This window comes from Pseudomonas sp. TAA207 (assembly GCF_001529285.1).
Lineage (GTDB): Bacteria > Pseudomonadota > Gammaproteobacteria > Pseudomonadales > Pseudomonadaceae > Aquipseudomonas > Aquipseudomonas weihenstephanensis.
On record NZ_LLWJ01000068.1, the window covers coordinates 26,000 to 46,264 of the forward strand.

General features: G+C 58.1%; 14 protein-coding genes and 1 other RNA gene. 7 read left to right on the top strand and 8 right to left on the bottom strand.

Annotation, left to right across the window (positions count from 1 at the left end; translation table 11 throughout):
* Positions 1-278: 278 nt before the first annotated feature.
* From ffs to AP059_RS14705, 5 genes are all read right to left on the bottom strand, one after another.
* An RNA gene (gene ffs / locus AP059_RS14685) (signal recognition particle sRNA small type) lies at positions 279-375 on the bottom strand.
* Between the two features lie 195 nt (positions 376-570).
* Entirely contained in the window at positions 571-2,928 is a 2,358-nt protein-coding gene (gene ligA / locus AP059_RS14690) for an NAD-dependent DNA ligase LigA (protein ID WP_059764069.1), read from the bottom strand.
* Between the two features lie 97 nt (positions 2,929-3,025).
* On the bottom strand, positions 3,026-3,913 hold the full coding sequence (gene zipA, locus AP059_RS14695; protein WP_048365620.1) for a cell division protein ZipA: 888 nt from the start codon (positions 3,911-3,913) through the stop codon (positions 3,026-3,028).
* Between the two features lie 258 nt (positions 3,914-4,171).
* Positions 4,172-7,660 carry a chromosome segregation protein SMC gene (smc, locus tag AP059_RS14700; RefSeq protein WP_059764072.1) on the bottom strand — a complete coding sequence of 1,163 codons (3,489 nt, stop codon included), beginning with the start codon at positions 7,658-7,660 and terminating at the stop codon, positions 4,172-4,174.
* 2 nt (positions 7,661-7,662) lie between these two features.
* Entirely contained in the window at positions 7,663-8,322 is a 660-nt protein-coding gene (locus tag AP059_RS14705) for a GntR family transcriptional regulator (RefSeq protein ID WP_048365618.1), read from the bottom strand.
* A gap of 234 nt (positions 8,323-8,556) precedes the next feature.
* Between AP059_RS14705 and xdhA the strand changes: the two genes are divergently transcribed.
* Genes xdhA through guaD form a run of 4 tightly spaced genes read left to right on the top strand, consistent with a single transcriptional unit; the run spans position 8,557 to position 14,539 of the window.
* On the top strand, positions 8,557-10,011 hold the full coding sequence (gene xdhA / locus AP059_RS14710) for a xanthine dehydrogenase small subunit (RefSeq protein ID WP_059764073.1): 1,455 nt from the start codon (positions 8,557-8,559) through the stop codon (positions 10,009-10,011).
* Positions 10,004-12,397, top strand: coding sequence for a xanthine dehydrogenase molybdopterin binding subunit (xdhB, locus tag AP059_RS14715; RefSeq protein ID WP_059764076.1), 2,394 nt, complete (start codon positions 10,004-10,006; stop codon positions 12,395-12,397). The genes xdhA and xdhB overlap by 8 nt, the downstream gene beginning before the upstream one ends.
* The gene (gene xdhC / locus AP059_RS14720; protein WP_059764078.1) at positions 12,390-13,232 is read left to right on the top strand and encodes a xanthine dehydrogenase accessory protein XdhC; all 843 of its coding nucleotides are present in this window, start codon (positions 12,390-12,392) and stop codon (positions 13,230-13,232) included. The genes xdhB and xdhC overlap by 8 nt, the downstream gene beginning before the upstream one ends.
* Before the next feature lie 8 nt (positions 13,233-13,240).
* Positions 13,241-14,539, top strand: a complete 1,299-nt coding sequence (gene guaD / locus AP059_RS14725; protein ID WP_059764080.1) for a guanine deaminase — start codon at positions 13,241-13,243, stop codon at positions 14,537-14,539.
* A gap of 203 nt (positions 14,540-14,742) precedes the next feature.
* Here the strand turns inward: guaD and AP059_RS14730 are convergent, their stop codons facing one another.
* Positions 14,743-15,510 (bottom strand): GntR family transcriptional regulator, encoded by a 768-nt coding sequence (locus AP059_RS14730; RefSeq protein WP_059764082.1) that lies wholly within the window; start codon positions 15,508-15,510, stop codon positions 14,743-14,745.
* A gap of 229 nt (positions 15,511-15,739) precedes the next feature.
* On the opposite strand from AP059_RS14730, the gene AP059_RS14735 reads away from it, so the two are divergent.
* Complete coding sequence (locus tag AP059_RS14735; protein WP_059764084.1) at positions 15,740-16,930, top strand: benzoate/H(+) symporter BenE family transporter; 1,191 nt, start codon at positions 15,740-15,742, stop codon at positions 16,928-16,930.
* Positions 16,931-16,976: 46 nt separating this feature from the next.
* Here AP059_RS14735 and AP059_RS14740 read toward each other — a convergent pair whose 3' ends face one another.
* On the bottom strand, positions 16,977-17,738 hold the full coding sequence (locus AP059_RS14740) for an SDR family oxidoreductase (protein WP_059764086.1): 762 nt from the start codon (positions 17,736-17,738) through the stop codon (positions 16,977-16,979).
* Positions 17,739-17,921: 183 nt separating this feature from the next.
* On the opposite strand from AP059_RS14740, the gene AP059_RS14745 reads away from it, so the two are divergent.
* Positions 17,922-18,926: an NADP-dependent oxidoreductase gene (locus AP059_RS14745; RefSeq protein WP_059764088.1), complete on the top strand. Its 1,005-nt coding sequence runs from the start codon at positions 17,922-17,924 to the stop codon at positions 18,924-18,926.
* A 123-nt stretch (positions 18,927-19,049) separates the two neighbouring features.
* On the opposite strand, the gene pyrF is transcribed toward AP059_RS14745, so the two are convergent.
* Complete coding sequence (gene pyrF, locus AP059_RS14750) at positions 19,050-19,748, bottom strand: orotidine-5'-phosphate decarboxylase (RefSeq protein ID WP_162207811.1); 699 nt, start codon at positions 19,746-19,748, stop codon at positions 19,050-19,052.
* Positions 19,749-19,979: 231 nt separating this feature from the next.
* On the opposite strand from pyrF, the gene AP059_RS22075 reads away from it, so the two are divergent.
* Positions 19,980-20,147, top strand: a complete 168-nt coding sequence (locus AP059_RS22075; protein ID WP_082149311.1) for a DUF2897 family protein — start codon at positions 19,980-19,982, stop codon at positions 20,145-20,147.
* Positions 20,148-20,265: the final 118 nt, after the last annotated feature.

Sequence of the window (20,265 nt, forward strand, 5' to 3'; positions counted from 1 at the left end):
CAACCTGCACGTCGAGGACTTACCCCACCTATACCCTGAGCGAATAAACAGCCTGCTGGTTAGAAATGTAGACGATATAAATGCATTCGAAAGACATATTCGATATATGAAATCAGGCCAGACACACCCATTTAGCTTCAAAGAGCAGACAGCACCCTTGTCACTCCAAAGACTAAAACGCCCTGAAAAACGATCACCCACAGCAAAAAATCACGAAAAGTCCGATAGCTCGGTCGTGTTCTTACGAAGGAAAAAAGGAGATTTTGAAATGGAGGCAACCCCACCAGCCACACCCCGGCACACAATGTTCCCGCTGTGGCTGCTTCCTTCCGGATCTGACCAGGTTCACGGGTAATCGTTGCGGAGGGACCGATAGGGTCACCATAACAACGTTCGCCTAGCAGCGAACGGCGCCATTGTACCTGTCTGATGAAAACTTACAACCGCCTATTCAAGAATAAAAAAATGAACAGGCTCAAGCACTTGGATTTTTCATCCTCACCCCGTAGCCGCTCGCGCAGATCGCGTCCGATTCCTGCGCTGTCGCACGCTACCTTCGTCAGCGCTGCGTCAGAGCGCGATGCCCTGCGCGCTCAAAAACGCGACAAACGCCTCCTCATCCAGCACCTTGAGGCCCAACTCATTGGCTTTGGTCAGCTTGGAGCCGGCACCCGGCCCCGCCACCACGCAGTGCGTCTTGCCCGACACCGAACCCGAGACTTTAGCGCCCAGGCTTTCGAGCTTGTCCTTGGCGACGTCGCGGCTCATCAACTCCAGCGAACCCGTCAATACCCACGTCTGACCCGCTAACGGCAACCCGGCGACGGTTTTTTTCTCACTGTGCCAATGCATGCCGAAATCACGCAGTTGCGCCTCGATCGCCAGTGCCACTTGGGCATTTTCAGGGTTGTCAAAAAACTCACGCACCGCCTTGGCCTGTTTTTCCGGCAAGGCTTGGCGCATGTCCAGCCAGTCAGCATCAATCACGCCCTGGAGCGAGCCGAACTTGTCGGCGAGTTTTTGCGCACCACCTGGCCCAACAAACGGAATGTGCAGTTTGTCGATCAAACCACCCAACGTGGTGCTGGCTGCAAATTCGGCGCCCAGATCGCCTTGATCCTGCAACTCAAGCCCGCGCTCCAGCAGTTGGCTGATGACCTGCCGGTTATGCTCATCACTGAAGAAGCTGTGGATCTCGTGCGCCACCTCAAGACCGACATCCGGCAAATACGTGAGCACTTGCGGCAACGCACGCTGTACGCGCTCAAGCGAGGCCAGAGAGCGCGCCAACACCTTGGCCGTCTCTTCTCCTACATCTGGAATACCCAATGCATAGATAAAGCGAGCCAGCGTCGGACGCTTGCTGTCGGCAATCGCAGCCAACAGATTCTTGCTCGATAACTCGGCAAAACCTTCAAGATCGACGATCTGTTCGAAACTCAGGATGTACAAGTCCGCTGGCGAGCGCACCAACCCCTCATCCACCAACTGCTCAACGCTTTTCTCACCCAGACCTTCGATGTCCATCGCTCTGCGCGAGACAAAGTGAATAATCGCCTGTTTGAGTTGCGCACCACAGGCCAGACGCCCCACACACCGGTACACCGCGCCTTCGCTGACGGTTTCACGGCCCTTGCTGCGCTTGATCAGTTGTGTGCGCTCAACATGGGAACCGCAGACCGGGCAACTTTGGGGGATGTGCACAGGGCGAGCGTCGTCTGGACGGCGTTCGAGCACCACTTGCACCACTTGCGGAATCACATCCCCCGCACGACGAATGATCACGGTATCGCCAATCATCAGCCCCAAACGCGCCACTTCATCCATGTTGTGCAATGTCGCATTGGATACCGTCACGCCAGCCACCTTGACGGGCTTGAGGCGAGCGACGGGGGTCACTGCACCGGTACGGCCCACCTGAAACTCCACATCCAGCAATTGGGTCAGCTCTTCCATTGCCGGGAATTTGTGCGCAATCGCCCACCGCGGCTCACGCGCCCGAAAACCCAATTCGCGCTGCGAGGCCAAACTGTTGACCTTGAACACCACCCCGTCGATCTCGTAAGGCAGCGCCGCACGACGTTCGCCAATGTCGCGGTAGTAATCCAGACACTCGCCAATGCCCTTGGCCAGTTTCAGCTCATGACTAATGGGCATGCCCCATTGCTGTAGTTGCTTAAGGTTACCGATGTGGGTATCCGCAAACTCTTGCGAGACTTGCCCCAATCCATAACAGCAGAATTCAAGTGGGCGGCTGGCGGTGATCCTGGAGTCCAGTTGACGCAAGCTGCCGGCCGCCGCATTACGCGGGTTGGCGAACGTCTTGCCACCCGCTTGCAGTTGGGCTTCATTCAAACGGTCGAACCCGGCCTTGGACATGAACACTTCGCCACGCACTTCCAGCACTGCGGGCCAGCCGCTGCCGTGCAGCTTGAGCGGGATATTGCGCACGGTGCGCACATTGACGCTGATGTCTTCACCTGTGGTGCCATCCCCCCGCGTGGCACCGCGTACCAGATGCCCATCCTGGTAAAGCAGGCTCACCGCCAGGCCGTCCAGCTTGGGTTCACAGCTGTATTCAACCTCGGCGCCGCCACCCAGCAAATCAGCGGCAGGCAAATCCAGCCCTTCTTGCACGCGCCGGTCAAACTCGCGCATGTCCGATTCATCGAAGGCGTTACCCAAACTCAACATCGGCACTTCATGTCGCACTTGCGTAAAGGCCGACAACGCCGCACTGCCGACCCGCTGGGTCGGTGAATCAGGGGTGATCCACTGCGGATGCTCAGCTTCCAGCGCCTTGAGCTCGCGAAACAGGCGATCGTATTCAGCGTCCGGGATGCTTGGCTCGTCGAGGACGTGATAGCGATAGTTGTGCTGGTCCAGTTCAGCGCGCAGCGCCAGGATTCGAGTATGGGCGGCAGTCATGGGGTGTTCTCTCACAATGCAAAAGAGCAGCCGTGGCTGCTCTTGAGTTGATTCATTCGCGTTTGAGCGGGAGCAAAGAGGCTGACTCCCACAAGGTTTAGCGCTTTTGGGTCAGTGCGCGACGCTCGAACTCAACGATGCGCTGACGGTAGTGTTCGATGGTCTGCGCGGTCAACACGCTGCGCTGATCATCTTTAAGCTCGCCATTAAGCTCCTGCGACAGTTTGCGTGCAGCAGCGACCATCACATCAAACGCCTGCTTGGGATGACGCGGGCCTGGCAAGCCGAGGAAGAAACTGACGGCCGGGGTACTGAACAGATCAATGTCGTCCAGATCAAACACGCCCGGCTTGACGGCGTTAGCCATCGAGAACAGCACTTCGCCGTTACCGGCCATGCTTTCGTGGCGGTGGAAAATATCCATCTCGCCAAAACGCAGACCGCTTTCAAGAATGTTCTGCAACAGCGCAGGGCCTTTGAAGCCCGCCGGATCACGACTGATGACGCTGATGACCAGCACTTCTTCGGCAGCGGGTTGCGGCTCTTTGTCTTCAACCACCGCCGACATGGACGGGCTGGAGGTTGCACGACCACGGGCAGGCTTGGCTTCGGGCGCGAAGTCATCACGGGCACTCAGGCTCGGGCCGTCATCCTCAAGATCGAGGTTCAGGTTCAAGTCACCCTGGCTTGGCTCGCCACCCCGCTTGCCGCGCTTGGCACCCTTCTCACGCGCCGGCATGCTCACGGACGGCAAGTCATGTTCATCGAGTTGCGGCTCTTTATGGTTCGGGGTGTCCAGAACACGTGAAGGGCCCAGCAACTCGGCGCTGGTCTCCTCCTCGTCCGGCACATTGGAAAAGCTGCGGTCAAGGCGAAACTTAAGTTTGCCCTTGCCGCCGCGCATCCGGCGCCAGCCATCAAAAAGAATACCGGCGATGACCACTATGCCGATGACGATCAGCCACTCGCGCAGACCGATTTCCATGTAATCCCTTGCCCCTAAAAAATGATTCTATGAAGAAGAGCCTAAAGCCCTTTAAAACGTGGCGCCAACTCTATGTTCTGAATGGCGTTTTACCCACGTACAAAAAAATTAGACGCTAAATTAGCACGACCAAAGATAACTTTACACCGTCTGTCGCATTGAGCTATGCCAACAAAGCTACATGCGCACGATACAAATCACTCAAGCGCAAAGGAAAATTCCTACCAGCAGAAATTTTTGACCCTACTTGCTTATAGCTCAAGCTTCGACCATTGCCATTGCCTCCTCGACATCAACCGCGACCAGACGTGAACAGCCAGGCTCATGCATCGTCACCCCCATCAACTGATCGGCCATTTCCATGGCGATTTTGTTGTGGGTGATGTAGATGAATTGCACCGTCTGGGACATCTCTTTCACCAGACGGGCATAGCGCCCGACGTTCGCGTCATCCAGCGGCGCATCCACTTCATCGAGCATGCAAAACGGGGCCGGATTCAATTTAAAGATGGCAAAAACCAGCGCCAGCGCGGTCAATGCCTTCTCGCCACCCGACAGCAAATGGATGGTGCTGTTCTTTTTGCCTGGCGGGCGCGCCATGATCGTTACCCCTGTATCGAGTAAATCTTCGCCCGTCAGTTCCAAATAAGCGCTGCCTCCGCCGAAAACTTTTGGGAAAAGGGCCTGCAAACCGCCATTTATCTGATCAAAGGTGTCTTTGAAGCGGCTGCGGGTTTCTTTGTCGATCTTGCGAATGACGTTTTCCAGGGTTTCAAGCGCTTCGACCAAGTCCGCATCCTGTGCATCCAGATAACGTTTTCGCTCGGACTGCTGCTGGTACTCGTCGATGGCTGCAAGGTTGATCGCGCCCAAGCGCTGGATTCGCGCTGCAATGCGTTCCAATTCTTCTTGCGCCTGCTGCTCATTGAGCTCGTTGCTTAACGTGGCCAGCACGCCGTGCAAGTCATAGCCGTCAGCCAGCAACTGATCTTGCAACGCGGTACGCCGCACCGTCAGCGCCTGCCACTCCATGCGTTGTTGCTCAAGCTGACCACGGATCAGTTGCGACTGTTGCTCGGCCTGATTGCGGCGCTTCTCGGCATCGCGCAACTCACGATCGGCATCTTCAAGCGCGGTTTGGGCGACTTTAAGCTCTTCATCCACACTCAAACGCTTGTCGAGCAGCTCTTCGAGCTTGAGACGCAGTTCTTCAAGCGGCGCTTCGCCCTCTTCCAGATTGAGGTTCAGTTGTTCACGTTTTTCGTTCAGGCGTTCGGACTGCAACTCCAGGCGCTCAAGGGCCTGGCGCGTCGAATCGTACTGAGCCTTGAGCGAACCCAGGCGCACCGCCAATTGGTGCGCGTGATCCTTGTGCTGGCGTGCATCCTGACGCACACGATCAAGACGCTCGCGCAGACTGTCACGCTGCGCCAGCAACAGCTCGCGCTGCTCGGTGTCTGTCGCCATAGCATCCAGCGCATCCTGCAAGTGCAGACGCGCCTCACCGACCTGTTCATGTTCAACGGTGCGCTGCTCACCCAGTTCAGTCAGCTCTTCATCCAGACGCCGACGGCGCAGGGTCAGTTGCTCGACCTTGGCTTTGCTGGCTGAGAGTTTGGCTTTGATCTCACCCTGCTGCCGCGCCTCGTCCTGCAAGCGACGGCGCACCTGCTCACGCGCCTCTTCCTGCGTCAGCTGTTGCTCACGCAACTGCTGCAAGTGCGCTTCGAGTGTTGCCAACGTGGCTTCGCGCTCATCGCGCTCAAGCTCAAGGCGCTGGATTTCCTGGCCACGGGCCAGCACGCCGCTCTCAGCTTCGCTGGCACGGCGAACACGCAGAAAATTGCGCCCCACCCAATAGCCGTCTCGGCTGATCAGGCTTTGCCCGTCTGCCAGTTGCGCACGCAGTGCCAGCGCCTGCTCAAGGGTCTCAACCGGCTTGACCTGCCCCAGCCAAGGCGCGAGGTCGAACGTCGACTCAACCTTGTCGAGCAAACTGCCCGCCATGCCCTGTGAGGGTGTGCCTGCACTGAACAAACGCAAGTCGCCTTGTGCGAACCCTGCCAGATCGAACCGCGCAAAGTCATCGACCAACACCGCTTGCAGATCAGCACCCAACACGGTTTCGACAGCCAGCTCCCAGCCCGCATCAACGCTCAGGCCTTCTGCCAGACGCGGCTGCTGACTGAGCTGGTGCTCGCGCAGCCATTGTGCGGTGCCCGTGCCCGGGTCCAGCGCGGCTTGCTGCAAGGCCTCAAGCGATGCCAAACGGCCATTGAGCCGCTGCAATTCACCCTGAGCCTGTTGCTGATTGTGTGTGGCTTGTTGCAGGTCGTGACGCACCTGTTCCAAACGTTCAACCACCTGATCCTCAGTGGCCTGCAACGTTTCGTGAGTCAATTCGCTGGTGGCCAGACACTCGCTCAGCTCCAGAATGGCAGCGTCTTCCGGGTCAGCCGCGAGCAAGGCGCGCTCTTCCCCCAAACGACGCTGACGTTCAGCCACCCGCTCCATGCTGGTTTCCAGTTGCGCAATGCGCGCTTGCAGCACTTGGGACTGGCGCTGCGGCTCGGCACTGCGCAGGTTGAAAGCATCCCACTGCTCTTGCCAGGCTTGCATGGTGACTTCGGACTCTTCGAGCGCGGCACCGGCCTCTTCGGCGGCAGCGCTGGTCAGTTCCTGCTCGGGCTCAAGCATCGCCAGCTCTTCACCCAGCGTGGCCAGCAGCGTGCGGTCGTGACCCAAATGCGATTCGGTTTCGAGCCGCGAACGCTCAGCCTCACGCAAGTCGTCCTGCAACTGGCGCAAACGCTGCTGGCCGTGTTGAATGCTTTGCTCAACGCGGGCAATGTCACCGCCCACGGAATAGAAGCGCCCCTGCACCAAGTTGAAGCGCTCTGACAGATCATGGTGCCCGTCACGCAGGCGCTCGATACTCGCGTCCGCGTTGCGCTGCTCGGCCACCAGGGCTTCGAAGCTGACTTCCTGATTGCCGATAATCGCTTCGCGCTGGCCAACTTGCTCGTTCAGTGCCTGCCAGCGCAGGGCTGACAGTTGCGCCTTGAGCTGACGCTCTTCGGCTTTATATTCCTGATACTTCTCGGCGGACTGGGCCTGGCGATGCAAGCGCTCAAGCTGACGCCCCAGCTCATCACGCAGATCGGTGAGACGCGCGAGGTTTTCATGGGTGCGACGGATACGGTTTTCGGTCTCGCGTCGGCGCTCCTTGTACTTGGAGATGCCTGCCGCCTCTTCGATGAAATTACGCAGGTCTTCGGGCTTGGACTCGATCAGTTTCGAGATCATGCCTTGCTCGATGATCGAGTAGCTGCGCGGCCCAAGGCCCGTGCCGAGGAAGATATCGGTGATGTCGCGACGCCGGCACTTGGTGCCATTGAGGTAGTAGGTGGTCTGGCTGTCGCGGGTCACTTTGCGGCGAATGGAAATCTCGGCGTAAGCCGCGTATTCGCCCAGCAAGGTGGCGTCCGAGTTATCAAACACCAGCTCGATGCTGGCCTGACTGACGGGCTTGCGGGTCGTTGAGCCATTGAAAATGACGTCGGTCATCGACTCGCCACGCAGGTTTTTGGCTGAGCTTTCGCCCATTACCCAGCGTACGGCGTCGATGATGTTGGACTTGCCGCAACCATTAGGCCCCACCACCGCCGCCATATTGCTGGGGAAGTTAACCGTGGTCGGATCGACGAAAGACTTGAAACCCGCCAGTTTGATGCACTTGAGACGCACGCTCAGGCAACCGTCAAGGCAGACAACACCAGATCACAACTGCGCTGGGCATAGCTGCTCAGCACCACACGAATGCGCGGCAGGTCGCGGGCGACCACCGCGTCGAGCAACTGGGCGAACAAGGTGAGGAATTCATTCATCGCGGCCTTGCGCTGCTCCAGTGCCAGGTAATAGGCACGGCTCATGGCCGGGTGCAGATTTTCTACGGTTTCCTGCAAGTACGGATTGTTGGCGAAGGGGTACGCCGCGCGCATCACATTGAAGCTGTCTTCGACAAACGCGCTGATGTCCTGGCGCTCAAGGCTGGCGCTCAAGCGCTGCTGAATTTGCAGGAACGGGCCCAGGTCAGCCTGAACGGCCCAACGCTGCGCCACTGCATTACCCAGCAAGATGTACAACTCACTCATCAACGTGCACAGGCTCTGCACCTTGTGCGCAGTCAGTTCGGTGACATGCGCACCGCGCCGCGGCAGGATGGCGATCAAGTGCCGACGCTCCAGGATCAACAATGCCTCACGCACAGAGCCGCGGCTGACATTGAGCGCCAGCGTCACCTTCTGTTCCTGAATGCGTTCCCCAGGCTTTAACTCGCCACGAATGATCCGTTCGGCGAGGTGATGAGCGATTTGCTCGGCGAGGCTGTCCGGCGCCTTGAACGTCATGTTTTACCTTCAAAATCTTTGATCAGTGCAAGCGGCGCAGTGTAGCGCACTTGCTACGTACTAGCGGAGTGCCCGGGACGCAGAATTTGGCACGATTTAAGCAAATAACCGGGTAATTACCCTCCCGAAACTGTCGTTTTGGTAGCCCGCACTCATTTTCTTGACCCGCGAGTCAGTTATGACTAAATTCAGCCCATCCCGCTCGATAACAATAATGATTTTGCGAGGCCTTCCGTGATCCAGTTCCTGATTAACCAGACGCTGCGTACCGAGCACGCGCTGGACCCCAACCTGACCGTGCTCAATTACCTGCGTGAGCACCTGCACAAACCCGGAACCAAGGAAGGCTGCGCCAGCGGCGACTGCGGTGCCTGCACCGTGGTAATCGGCCAATTGCACACCGATCCACACGGCACTGAGCGCTTGCGTTATCGCAGCATCAACGCTTGCCTGACGTTCATGTCGACCCTGCATGGCAAGCAACTGATCAGCGTCGAAGACCTCAAGCATCAAGGCGAACTGCACAGCGTGCAACGCGCCATGGTTGAGTGCCACGGCTCGCAATGCGGGTTTTGCACGCCAGGCTTTGTGATGTCGCTGTTCGCGCTGCAAAAAAACAGCACCGAACCCGACACTCATCAAGCCCACGAAGCGCTGGCTGGCAACCTGTGCCGTTGCACCGGTTATCGGCCGATTCTGGCCGCCGCCGAACGCGCCTGTTCGCAGCGCAGCAGCGACCAGTTTGATGCACGCGAGCGCGAGACCATCGCCGCCCTCAAAGCCATCACCCCCACCCGCACAGACGAACTCAACAGCGGAGACAAGCGCTGCCTGCTGCCATTGACCCTCAACGACCTGGCCGACCTGTATGACGCTTGCCCACAAGCGCGCTTGTTGGCAGGCGGCACAGACCTGGCCCTGGAGGTCACCCAGTTGCACCGTCCACTGGCGGTGATGATTTACGTCGGCAACGTGGCCGAAATGAAGCGCATTGAGTACATCGAAGACCGAATTGAAATCGGCGCTGCCGTTTCGCTGACCGACGCCTACACCACGCTCAACAGTGAATACCCCGACTTTGGCCAATTGCTGCAACGCTTCGCCTCGCTACAAATCCGCAATCAGGGCACCTTGGGCGGCAACATTGGCAACGCGTCCCCGATTGGCGACACCCCTCCGCTGCTGATTGCACTCGGCGCCCGCCTGGTTCTGCGCAAAGGCGAAGTGAGCCGCACCCTGGCGCTTGAGGACTACTTTATTGATTACCGCGTGACGGCGCGCCAAGAAGGCGAATTCATCGAAAAAATCATCATTCCCCGCGCATCCGTCGATGCCACCTTTCGTGCCTATAAAGTCTCCAAACGACTGGATGACGACATCAGCGCCGTCTGCGCCGCGTTCAACCTGCGCATCAGTCAGGGCGTGGTCAACGAAGCGCGGATCGCCTTCGGCGGCATGGCCGCGACGCCAAAGCGCGCCACGGCCTGTGAAGCCGTGCTCAATGGCGCTCACTGGAACAACGACAACCTTGAGCGCGCTTGCCTCGCATTGGCCGAAGACTTCGCCCCGCTGTCGGACTTTCGCGCCAGCAAGGAATACCGGCTGCTGAGCGCGCAAAACCTGCTGCGCAAATACTTCATCGAACTGCAAACCCCAGACCTTCAAACGCGGGTGACGGCTTATGTCTAACCATCACAAGATCGAGCCGTCCCAAGCCCAATTGCTGGCCCTGTTCGAGCAAGACCTGCAAACCGGTGTCGGACGCAGCGTCAAGCACGACAGTGCCCAAAAGCATGTGTGCGGCGAAGCGCAGTACATTGATGACCGTCTGGAATTCCCCAATCAACTGCATGTGTATGCCCGTCTTTCAGACCGCGCCCACGCCAAAATCATCCATGTCGACACCTCGCCATGCTACGCCATCGACGGCGTGCGCCTGGTGATCACCCACCACGACATTCCCGGCCTTAAAGACATCGGCCCGCTACTGCCCGGCGACCCGCTTTTAGCCATCGACACGGTGGAGTTCGTCGGGCAACCGATACTGGCCGTAGCGGCGTGTGACCTCGACACCGCCCGCACCGCCGCCATGGCCGCCATCATCGAATACGAAGACCTGGAGCCGGTATTGGACGTGGTCGAGGCCTTGCGCAAAAAACACTTTGTGCTCGACAGCCACACCCATCGGCGAGGCGATTCGGCAAACGCACTGGCACATGCCGAGCACCGCCTGCAAGGCACGTTGCACATTGGCGGACAAGAACACTTCTACCTCGAAACCCAGATTTCATCGGTCATGCCCTCCGAGGACGGCGGCATGATCGTGTATTGCTCAACGCAAAACCCCACTGAGATCCAGAAATTAGTCGCGGAAGTCCTCGACGTGTCGATGAACAAAGTCGTCGTCGACATGCGCCGCATGGGCGGCGGTTTCGGCGGCAAAGAGACGCAAGCCGCCAGCCCCGCGTGCCTGTGCGCCGTGGTAGCGCGCATCACCGGCCAACCGGCGAAAATGCGCCTGCCCCGCGTCGAAGACATGCAGATGACCGGCAAGCGCCACCCCTTTTACGTCGAATACGATGTCGGCTTTGACGCACGCGGGCGCTTGCAAGGCATTCAATTGGAGCTGGCCGGCAATTGCGGCTATTCACCCGATTTGTCTGCCTCCATTGTCGACCGCGCAATGTTCCACGCCGACAACGCCTATTACCTGGGCGACGCCACGATCAATGGCCATCGCTGCAAGACCAACACCGCCTCCAACACCGCGTATCGCGGCTTCGGCGGCCCGCAAGGCATGGTGGCCATCGAGCAGGTCATGGACCATATCGCCCGCCATCTTGGGCTTGATCCGCTGGCCGTGCGCAAAATCAACTACTACGGCAAGACCGAACGCAACGAAACCCACTACTACCAGACCGTTGAGCACAACCTGCTGGATGAAATGACCGCCGACCTGGAAGCCAGCAGTCAGTACGCGCAACGGCGTGAAGCGATCAAGGCGTTCAATGCCAGCAGCCCGTACCTGAAAAAGGGCCTGGCGCTGACGCCGGTCAAATTCGGCATTTCGTTCACCGCCAGCTTTCTCAATCAGGCGGGTGCGTTGATCCATGTCTACACCGACGGCAGCATTCACTTGAATCACGGCGGCACCGAAATGGGCCAAGGCCTCAACACCAAGGTCGCGCAAGTGGTTGCCGAAGTGTTTCAAGTGGACATCAGCCGCGTACAGATCACCGCGACCAATACGGACAAAGTACCCAACACCTCGCCCACCGCAGCCTCCAGCGGCACTGATCTGAATGGCAAGGCCGCGCAGAATGCGGCTGAAATCATCAAGCAGCGTTTAATTGCCTTCGCTGCCGCCACCTACGCGGTCAGTGAGCAGGAGGTGATTTTCCATAACGGCCAGGTGCTTGTCGGCGAGCTGCTACTGAGTTTTGAGACGCTGATCCAACAGGCCTATTTCGGCCAGGTATCACTGTCGAGCACCGGCTACTACAAAACGCCAAAAATCTTTTACGACCGCAGCCAGGCACGTGGGCGCCCGTTTTATTACTTCGCGTTTGGCGCGGCCTGTGCAGAAGTGATCGTCGACACGCTGACCGGCGAATACAAAATGTTGCGCACCGATATCCTGCATGACGTTGGCGCCTCATTGAACCCGGCCATCGACATCGGCCAGGTCGAAGGCGGCTACATTCAGGGCGCGGGCTGGTTGACCATGGAAGAGCTGGTGTGGAATGCCAAAGGCAAGTTGATGACCAACGGCCCCGCCAGCTACAAGATCCCCGCTGTTGCGGACATGCCCCTGGACTTGCGCGTGACACTGGTCGAGAACCGCAAAAACCCGGAAGACACGGTGTTCCACTCCAAAGCCGTGGGCGAGCCACCGTTCATGCTCGGTATTGCCGCGTGGTGCGCCATCAAGGACGCAGTGGCCAGCCTGGCCAACTACCGCGTGCAACCCGACATCGACGCACCGGCCACGCCGGAGCGTGTGCTCTGGGGCTGCGAGCAAATGCGCAAGCACACCCAACAGGCCCCCACGGCGCAGGATGAACAGCATGCATAACTGGATCAGTGCCCTGGCCGACTTACAGCTGCGCGGCGAACCGTGCATGCTCGTCACCATCATCGAAGAACAAGGTTCAACCCCGCGCAATGCCGGTTCGAAAATGGTCATCAGCGCCACGCAAACCTTCGACACCATCGGCGGTGGCCATCTGGAATACAAGGCGATGCAAATTGCCCGCGAGCGGCTGAACAACGGTCAGCCCGACACGCACCTGCAACGCTTCAGCCTCGGCGCCAGCCTGGGACAATGCTGCGGCGGCGTGGCGGTGTTGTTATTCGAGCCCATGGGCCAGGTGCAGGCGCAGATCGCTGTATTTGGCGCAGGCCATGTGGCCCGGGCGCTGGTGCCACTGCTCGCCAGCTTGCCGTGTCGGGTACGCTGGATTGATTCGCGCGAGCAGGAGTTCCCCGCCGACATCCCGGTGGGGGTGCAAAAAATCATCACTGATGAACCGGTGGATGAGGTCAATGATCTGCCAGCGGGTTGCTACTGCATCGTCATGACGCATAATCACGCCCTGGATCTGGAACTCAGCGCAGCCCTGCTCAAACGCAATGACTTCACCTACTTCGGCTTGATTGGTTCCAAAACCAAACGCATGAAGTTCGAGCACCGCCTGCGCGACAGAGGCATCAGCGCCCCTCATTTGCAGCGTATGCGCTGCCCGATGGGCTTGAGCGAAGTCAAAGGCAAGTTGCCGATTGAAATCGCCATTTCCATCGCCGGCGAAATTATCGCCACCTACAACGCCCACTTCGGCCAACCGAGTGCCAGCGTCGAACCCATTAAAAGAGTGCTGCCGTCCTCGCGACGCAGCCAAGCCACGAACTGAGAAACATGATGACTTGTAAAGCCTACCGCGCCGCCATCTTGCACAGCATCGCCGACCCGGCCGAGGTCGGCGTCGAAGCGTCCTATGAATATTTTGAGGACGGCTTGCTGATCGTTGACGACGGCCAGATCAAAGCCGTCGGCAACGCTCGCGAGTTGTTGCCCACCTTGCCGGCTGAGGTGGCCGTCACTGAATACACCGACGCCCTGATCACCCCCGGCTTTATCGACACCCACATCCACTTCCCGCAAACCGGCATGATTGGTTCTTACGGCGAACAGTTGCTCGACTGGCTCAACACCTACACTTTCCCGTGCGAAAGCCAGTTCGCAGACAAAGCCCACGCGCAAGAAGTGGCGGACGTGTTCCTCAAAGAGCTGTTGCGTAATGGCACCACCACCGCACTGGTGTTTGGCAGCGTGCACCCGCAATCCGTTGACGCACTGTTTGAAGCCGCACAGCGTCTGGACCTGCGCCTGATCGCGGGCAAGGTGATGATGGACCGCAATGCGCCGGACTATCTGACAGACACCGCAGAAACCGGCTACGCCCAGAGCAAGGAGCTGATCGAACGCTGGCACGGCAAGGGTCGTCTGCATTACGCCGTCACCCCGCGCTTCGCCCCCACCAGCACCCCGCAGCAACTGACCTTGGCAGGCAAACTGCTCGCAGAATACCCGGACGTTTACCTGCACACCCACATCAGCGAGAACCTTCAGGAAATCGAATGGGTTAAATCGCTGTTCCCTGAACGCAAAGGTTATCTGGATGTGTACGACCACTACCAACTGCTGGGTGAGCGCTCTGTGTTTGCCCACGGCGTGCATTTATGTGACGAAGAATGCGCGCGGCTGGCCGAAACCGGCTCGGCAGTTGCGTTTTGCCCCACTTCAAACCTGTTTTTGGGCAGCGGCCTGTTCAACCTGCCAATGGCCGAAAAGCACAAACTTAACGTCGGCCTGGGCACCGACGTAGGCGCGGGCACCAGTTTCTCGCTGCTCAACACCCTGAACGAAGCCTACAAAGTCATGCAACTGCAAGGGCTGCGCCTTAACCCGTTCAAGTCGTTGTATTTGGCGACATTGGGCGGCGCGCGCGCGCTGCGCCTGGAAGACCGCATTGGCACCCTGCAACCGGGCACTGATGCAGACTTTTTGGTGCTGGACTACAACGCGACTCCGCTGCTGAGCTATCGCCTCAAGCAATCAAAAAACATCGCTGAAACGCTGTTCGTCCTGATGACGCTGGGCGACGACCGCACCGTGCAACAGACCTTTGCGGCCGGCAACCTGGTGCACCAGCGCTGAGCGAACACGCTACAGACAATGGCCGGGGTTGGCGTAGCAGTTGCCGAAGGCGATGTTCTAATGGTTGTGGATCTGCGCCACCGCGTTGAATGGTTTTTTCGACCGCTGCGCGCCCGGTCGCAGCCTCGTGTTACTCGTCAGCGCCTACGGGTTTACACGCTCGATGCTTGAATGCAGTCGCTGCCCAAAGCAGCGACTGCAAATCAAAGCTTCACCGACGGCCGTGAGGGCTTGCCCTTGGTTTGCAGCAAATGCGAGAAGACCGCGTGCAAGTCGTCCGAGGCGCTCTCTTCGTCGAGGTTGAGCTTGCTGTCGATGTGATCCATGTGGTGCATCATCAGGCTCACCGCCAGCTCGGCATTGCGCGCCTCAATGGCATCAATCAACTGCATGTGCTCATCGTAAGAGCAATGCGAGCGGTTGCCGCTTTCATACTGGGCAATGATCAACGAGGTTTGCGACACCAGGCTGCGCTGAAAGCTGATCAGCGGAGTGTTCTTTGCCGCTTCTGCCAACTTGAGGTGAAACTCGCCAGACAAGCGAATACCTGCACCGCGATCACCCCGCGAGAAACTGTCACGCTCGTCTTGCACCATTTTGCGCAAATCGGCGAGGTCCTCGGCAGTGGCATGTACAACAGCCAGTTCGGTAATGGCCTTTTCAACCAGACGCCGCGCAAAAAACACCTGACGCGCTTCTTCAATGCTCGGGCTGGCCACCACTGCACCGCGATTGGGGCGCAGTAACACCACCCCTTCATGGGCCAGACGCGACAGCGCGCGACGAATAATGGTGCGGCTCACTCCAAAAATCTCACCCAGCGCTTCTTCGCTCAGCTTGGTGCCCGGCGCCAATCGCTGTTCGAGAATGGCCTCAAAAATATGCGCGTAAACGATATCGTCCTGAGTTCCGGTGCGACCGGCCTTACCTGCCCGGGTGGGTTTCTTGAGGGGCTGCAACTGTTCGTTCATGAGGTCTCGTGTGGGATAGCGGCGGCGGATGAGGTTTTACGTTAGTACGTAAACGGGCGCCGCTGGTAATGAATTAATACTTAAAAACAGCGCGCATTGTACACAACCCAGATTGCCAGTACGACTGTACGGCTCTTTGCTGCCACGGCTGTATTGCAATGACATGTAACCTTTGCGTTTAGGCTGGCGCCCTGCCCACCCTTATTTAAAGAACAAGGAATATAGCTTCATGACGGATGCCACTCATAAGCGCTTACGGCCATTGGCAGACAGCTCCCCTTCGGCCGTGGTCGCAGGTTTTATTGCGATGATGACCGGCTACACCAGTACCCTGGTGCTGATGTTTCAGGCAGGCCAGGCGGCGGGCCTGACCAGCGGGCAAATATCGTCCTGGATCTGGGCGTTGTCCATCGGCATGGCCATTTGCAGCATTGGTTTGTCACTGCGTTATCGCACCCCGATCACCATTGCCTGGTCGACGCCAGGTGCTGCGTTGCTGATTACCAGTTTGGGCGGCGTCAGCTACCCCGACGCGATCGGTGGCTATATCACCTGTGCCGTGCTGGTGATTATTTGTGGCGTGACTGGCAGCTTCGACCGCCTGGTCAAACGCATTCCTGCATCACTCGCCTCGGCGCTGCTGGCGGGCATCCTGTTTAAAATTTGCAGCGAAATATTCGTCGCGGCCCAGCACCAGACCGCACTGGTACTGGGGATGTTTATCACCTACCTGATCGTCAAGCGCCTGTCCCCCCGCTATGCCGTGCTGGGGTCATTACTGGTGGGCACGTTGATCTGCGGGTTACTGGGGCTGTTGGACTTCAAGGATTTCGCCCTCGAAGTGGCGATCCCCGAGTGGACCACGCCGTCCTTTTCACTGGCCGCGACGATCAGTATCGGCATCCCGCTGTTTGTTGTGGCCATGACCTCGCAAAACATGCCCGGCGTTGCCGTACTGCGCGCAGACGGCTACACCGTGCCCGCGTCGCCGCTGATTACCACGACCGGTATCGCTTCATTACTGTTAGCGCCCTTCGGCTCACATGGCATCAACCTCGCGGCCATCAGCGCCGCCATCTGCACCGGTCCGCACGCCCACGAAGACCCCAAAAAGCGCTATACCGCCGCCGTGTGGTGCGGAATCTTCTACGGCATTGCCGGTATTTTCGGCGCAACGCTGGCCGGGCTGTTTGCGGCGTTTCCAAAAGAGTTGGTGCTGTCGATTGCCGCTCTGGCATTGTTCGGTTCAATCATGAACGGCCTGACCATCGCCATGAACGAATCCAAAGAGCGTGAAGCCGCACTGGTCACATTTATGGTCACCGCCTCGGGCATGACCCTGTTCTCGGTGGGTTCAGCGTTTTGGGGGATTGTCGCAGGGGTTTTGACGCTGATGATCCTGAGCTGGAAAACCCGATAAGCCACACGCGTGCAGGCGCAAGCGTGCTTGAGCCTGCAGCGGGTTATCAGATCGCCAGTGCTCCGCCATCCACCGCCAACGCATGGCCTGTGGTAAAGGCCGCACCGTCAGAGCACAGATACAACACGGCACTGGCCACTTCCTGGGCAGTGCCAATGCGCCCCATCGGATGCACGGCCGCTGCATACTGCGCCTTGCGCGGATCTGCTTCGCCGGCACGGCGAAACATGTCGGTATCGATCACCCCAGGGCAGATGGCATTCACCCGGATGCTTTTTTTCGCGTACTCAATCGCCGCCGACTTGGTCAGGCCTATCACCGCATGTTTGGATGCCGAATAAATACTCATTTTCGGTGCCGCGCCCAAACCGGCCACTGACGCGGTGTTGACAATGACGCCGCCGCCCTGCGCCACCATCAAGGGCAACTGGTACTTCATGCACAGCCACACGCCTTTGACATTAACCCCCATGATCGCGTCGAACTCGTCCTGCGTGCCGTCAGCCAAACGGCCCTGCTCAATTTCGATGCCCGCATTATTGAACGCATAATCCAAACGCCCGTAGGTGTTAACGGTTTGCTCCATCAACTGTTTGACATCCGCTTCAAGGGTCACATTACAGCGCACAAACAGGGCAATGCCGCCAGCGGCCTGGATCTGCCTGACCGTCTCTTGCCCACCATGAACGTCTACATCGGCGGCCACTACACATAACCCTTCAGCGGCAAATGCCAGGGCTGTCGCTTTGCCGATGCCTGCCCCTGCACCCGTCACGACCGCTACGCGGCCCGCAAATGTCATGCTCATTATTTTTATCCTTATCGAAGTGCGCTGCGCATCGACAGCCCGAGAAGTATTTATCGCAGTGATAAAACCCTGCCCAGCAACATCATCCAAACTGATAAAAAAACATTCGTCATCACGCATTTACTTGCGGTCAAAGCCAAGAGCGTCTATCAACAGCCTTTGCCTTTTTGAAGACTCCTTGCCATGACTGACCTGACCAATCGCCAATTCCTGCTTGCTAAACGCCCCGTCGGTGCAGCAACTCGCGACACGTTTACCTATCAAGAAATCCCCGTGGGCCAGCCCGTCGAAGGCCAGATCCTGGTCAAAAACGAGTATTTGTCCCTTGACCCCGCCATGCGCGGCTGGATGAACGAAGGCAAGTCGTACATTCCTCCCGTCGGTTTGGGCGAGGTCATGCGTGCGTTGGGCGTGGGCAAGGTGATTGCCTCCTCACACCCCGATTTCAGCGTAGGTGACTACGTCAATGGCGCGCTGGGCGTGCAGGATTATTTTCTGGGCGCACCTCGAGGCTTCTACAAAATCGACCCGACTCTGGTGCCACTGCCCGTGTATTTGTCCGCGCTGGGCATGACCGGCATGACCGCCTACTTTGCCCTGCTGGAAGTCGGCACCCCCAAAGAAGGCGACACGGTGGTGATCTCTGGCGCTGCGGGTGCTGTGGGCAGCATTGCCGGGCAAATCGCCAAACTCAAAGGCTGCCGTGTAGTAGGCATCGCTGGCGGCAAAGAGAAATGCAGCTACTTGATTGACAAGTTGGGGTTTGACGGGGTTATCGACTACAAAAACGAAGACGTGCTCGCAGGTCTGAAACGTGAATGCCCTAAAGGCGTCGATGTGTATTTCGACAACGTAGGCGGCGACATTCTGGATGCCGTACTCAGCCGTTTGAGCTTCAAGGCTCGCGTCGTTATCTGTGGTGCCATCAGCCAATACAACAACAAGGAGGCCGTAAAAGGGCCTTCGAACTACTTGTCGCTGTTGGTCAATCGCGCACGCATGGAGGGCTTTGTGGTGATGGACTATGCCGATCGCTATGGTGCAGCCGGGCAAGAAATGGCGGGATGGTTAGCCAAAGGCCAACTCAAAAGCCGAGAAGACATTGTCGAGGGACTGCAAACCTTCCCTGAAATGCTGATGAAGCTGTTTAACGGCGAAAACTTCGGCAAGCTCATATTGAAGGTCTGACACGCAACCTCGTGCTCTGAGAGTTGACGAGGTACGAGGCTGCGATCCAGTGCTCAGCACGGCTCAACCCGAGTACAGCGGTATAGTTGTCACACCCGACTACACCGCTGCCCCAAAGCGGGTTTACGCCAACTCGGCGACCACCGCCGCCAATGCCTTGGCCGGATCTGCGGCCTGGCTGATCGGACGGCCGATCACCAAATAGTCAGAACCGGCATCCAGCGCCTGACGTGGCGTCAAGATGCGGCGCTGGTCGTCCAGCGCACTGCCCGCAGGCCGAATACCTGGCGTCACCAACTGCAATGACGGGTGAGCTGCCTTCAGCGCTTGCGCTTCGAGCGCCGAGCACACCAGACCGTCCATACCGGCTTTTTGTGCCAGAGCTGCCAGACGCAGCACTTGCTCTTGCGGCTCGATATCCAGGCCGATGCCCGCGAGGTCTTCACGCTCCATGCTGGTCAACACCGTGACCCCAATCAGCAACGGCTGAGGACCTGAACGCTTGTCCAGTACCTCACGGCAAGCGGCCATCATGCGCATGCCACCCGAGCAATGCACGTTGACCATCCAAACGCCCATTTCAGCAGCAGCTTTAACCGCCATCGCAGTGGTGTTTGGGATGTCATGGAATTTGAGGTCCAGGAATACCTCGAAGCCCTTGTCGCGCAATGTACCGACAATTTCAGAGGCGCAACTGGTGAACAATTCTTTGCCCACTTTGACGCGGCACAGCTTGGGGTCCAACTGATCAGCCAGTTTCAATGCGGCGTCACGCGTTGGGAAATCCAGGGCGACGATAATAGGAGTCTGGCAGTCGGACATTAGCGGGTTCTCAGGCAGGTCGAAATCGGCGCGCATTGTAGCGGAACCAGCCGCTTACCGGCACCCGATGATCGTAAATTCGCGATTTTAGTCATCGTCCAACAATTAAAGGGCATGGCGGGATAAGCGGCCTACAATTGAACCACTGACGCCTGACTGCACTCACATCTATCAATGGCGAGGCAATGAGCAACCTCTTGCTCGGCAGCGCGCCCATTCAAGGAGAGATTTATGCCCTGGTATGCCTGGTTAATTCTGATCGTTGCTATTGGTGCCATCGTAGGCGGGCTGATGACCCTGCGTGACACCGCCAACAAAGTCGAACTCACTGATGAACAGCGTAAACGCGTTGCCGAACGCAATGCAGAGATGGACGCCAAGGAATCAAAAGACAATTAAACGCTGAGTGACCGACAGCTTTAAACGTGTTCATAGCCAAACGCCTACACGTCTTTACATAAAATCGCCCATACAACCTGCGGAAACACAGGCATATGATGGCTGATTGAAATCAAGG

Bases quoted from the DNA above. Each gene is read 5' to 3' on its own strand.
- ligA (WP_059764069.1), bottom strand. From the start codon at position 2,928: ATGACTGCCGCCCATACTCGAATCCTGGCGCTGCGCGCTGAACTGGAC.
- zipA (WP_048365620.1), bottom strand. From the start codon at position 3,913: ATGGAAATCGGTCTGCGCGAGTGGCTGATCGTCATCGGCATAGTGGTC.
- AP059_RS14705 (WP_048365618.1), bottom strand. From the start codon at position 8,322: ATGACGTTCAAGGCGCCGGACAGCCTCGCCGAGCAAATCGCTCATCAC.
- xdhB (WP_059764076.1), top strand. From the start codon at position 10,004: ATGTCTAACCATCACAAGATCGAGCCGTCCCAAGCCCAATTGCTGGCC.
- xdhC (WP_059764078.1), top strand. From the start codon at position 12,390: ATGCATAACTGGATCAGTGCCCTGGCCGACTTACAGCTGCGCGGCGAA.
- guaD (WP_059764080.1), top strand. From the start codon at position 13,241: ATGACTTGTAAAGCCTACCGCGCCGCCATCTTGCACAGCATCGCCGAC.
- AP059_RS14730 (WP_059764082.1), bottom strand. From the start codon at position 15,510: ATGAACGAACAGTTGCAGCCCCTCAAGAAACCCACCCGGGCAGGTAAG.
- AP059_RS14735 (WP_059764084.1), top strand. From the start codon at position 15,740: ATGACGGATGCCACTCATAAGCGCTTACGGCCATTGGCAGACAGCTCC.
- AP059_RS14740 (WP_059764086.1), bottom strand. From the start codon at position 17,738: ATGAGCATGACATTTGCGGGCCGCGTAGCGGTCGTGACGGGTGCAGGG.
- AP059_RS14745 (WP_059764088.1), top strand. From the start codon at position 17,922: ATGACTGACCTGACCAATCGCCAATTCCTGCTTGCTAAACGCCCCGTC.
- pyrF (WP_162207811.1), bottom strand. From the start codon at position 19,748: ATGTCCGACTGCCAGACTCCTATTATCGTCGCCCTGGATTTCCCAACG.
- AP059_RS22075 (WP_082149311.1), top strand. From the start codon at position 19,980: ATGCCCTGGTATGCCTGGTTAATTCTGATCGTTGCTATTGGTGCCATC.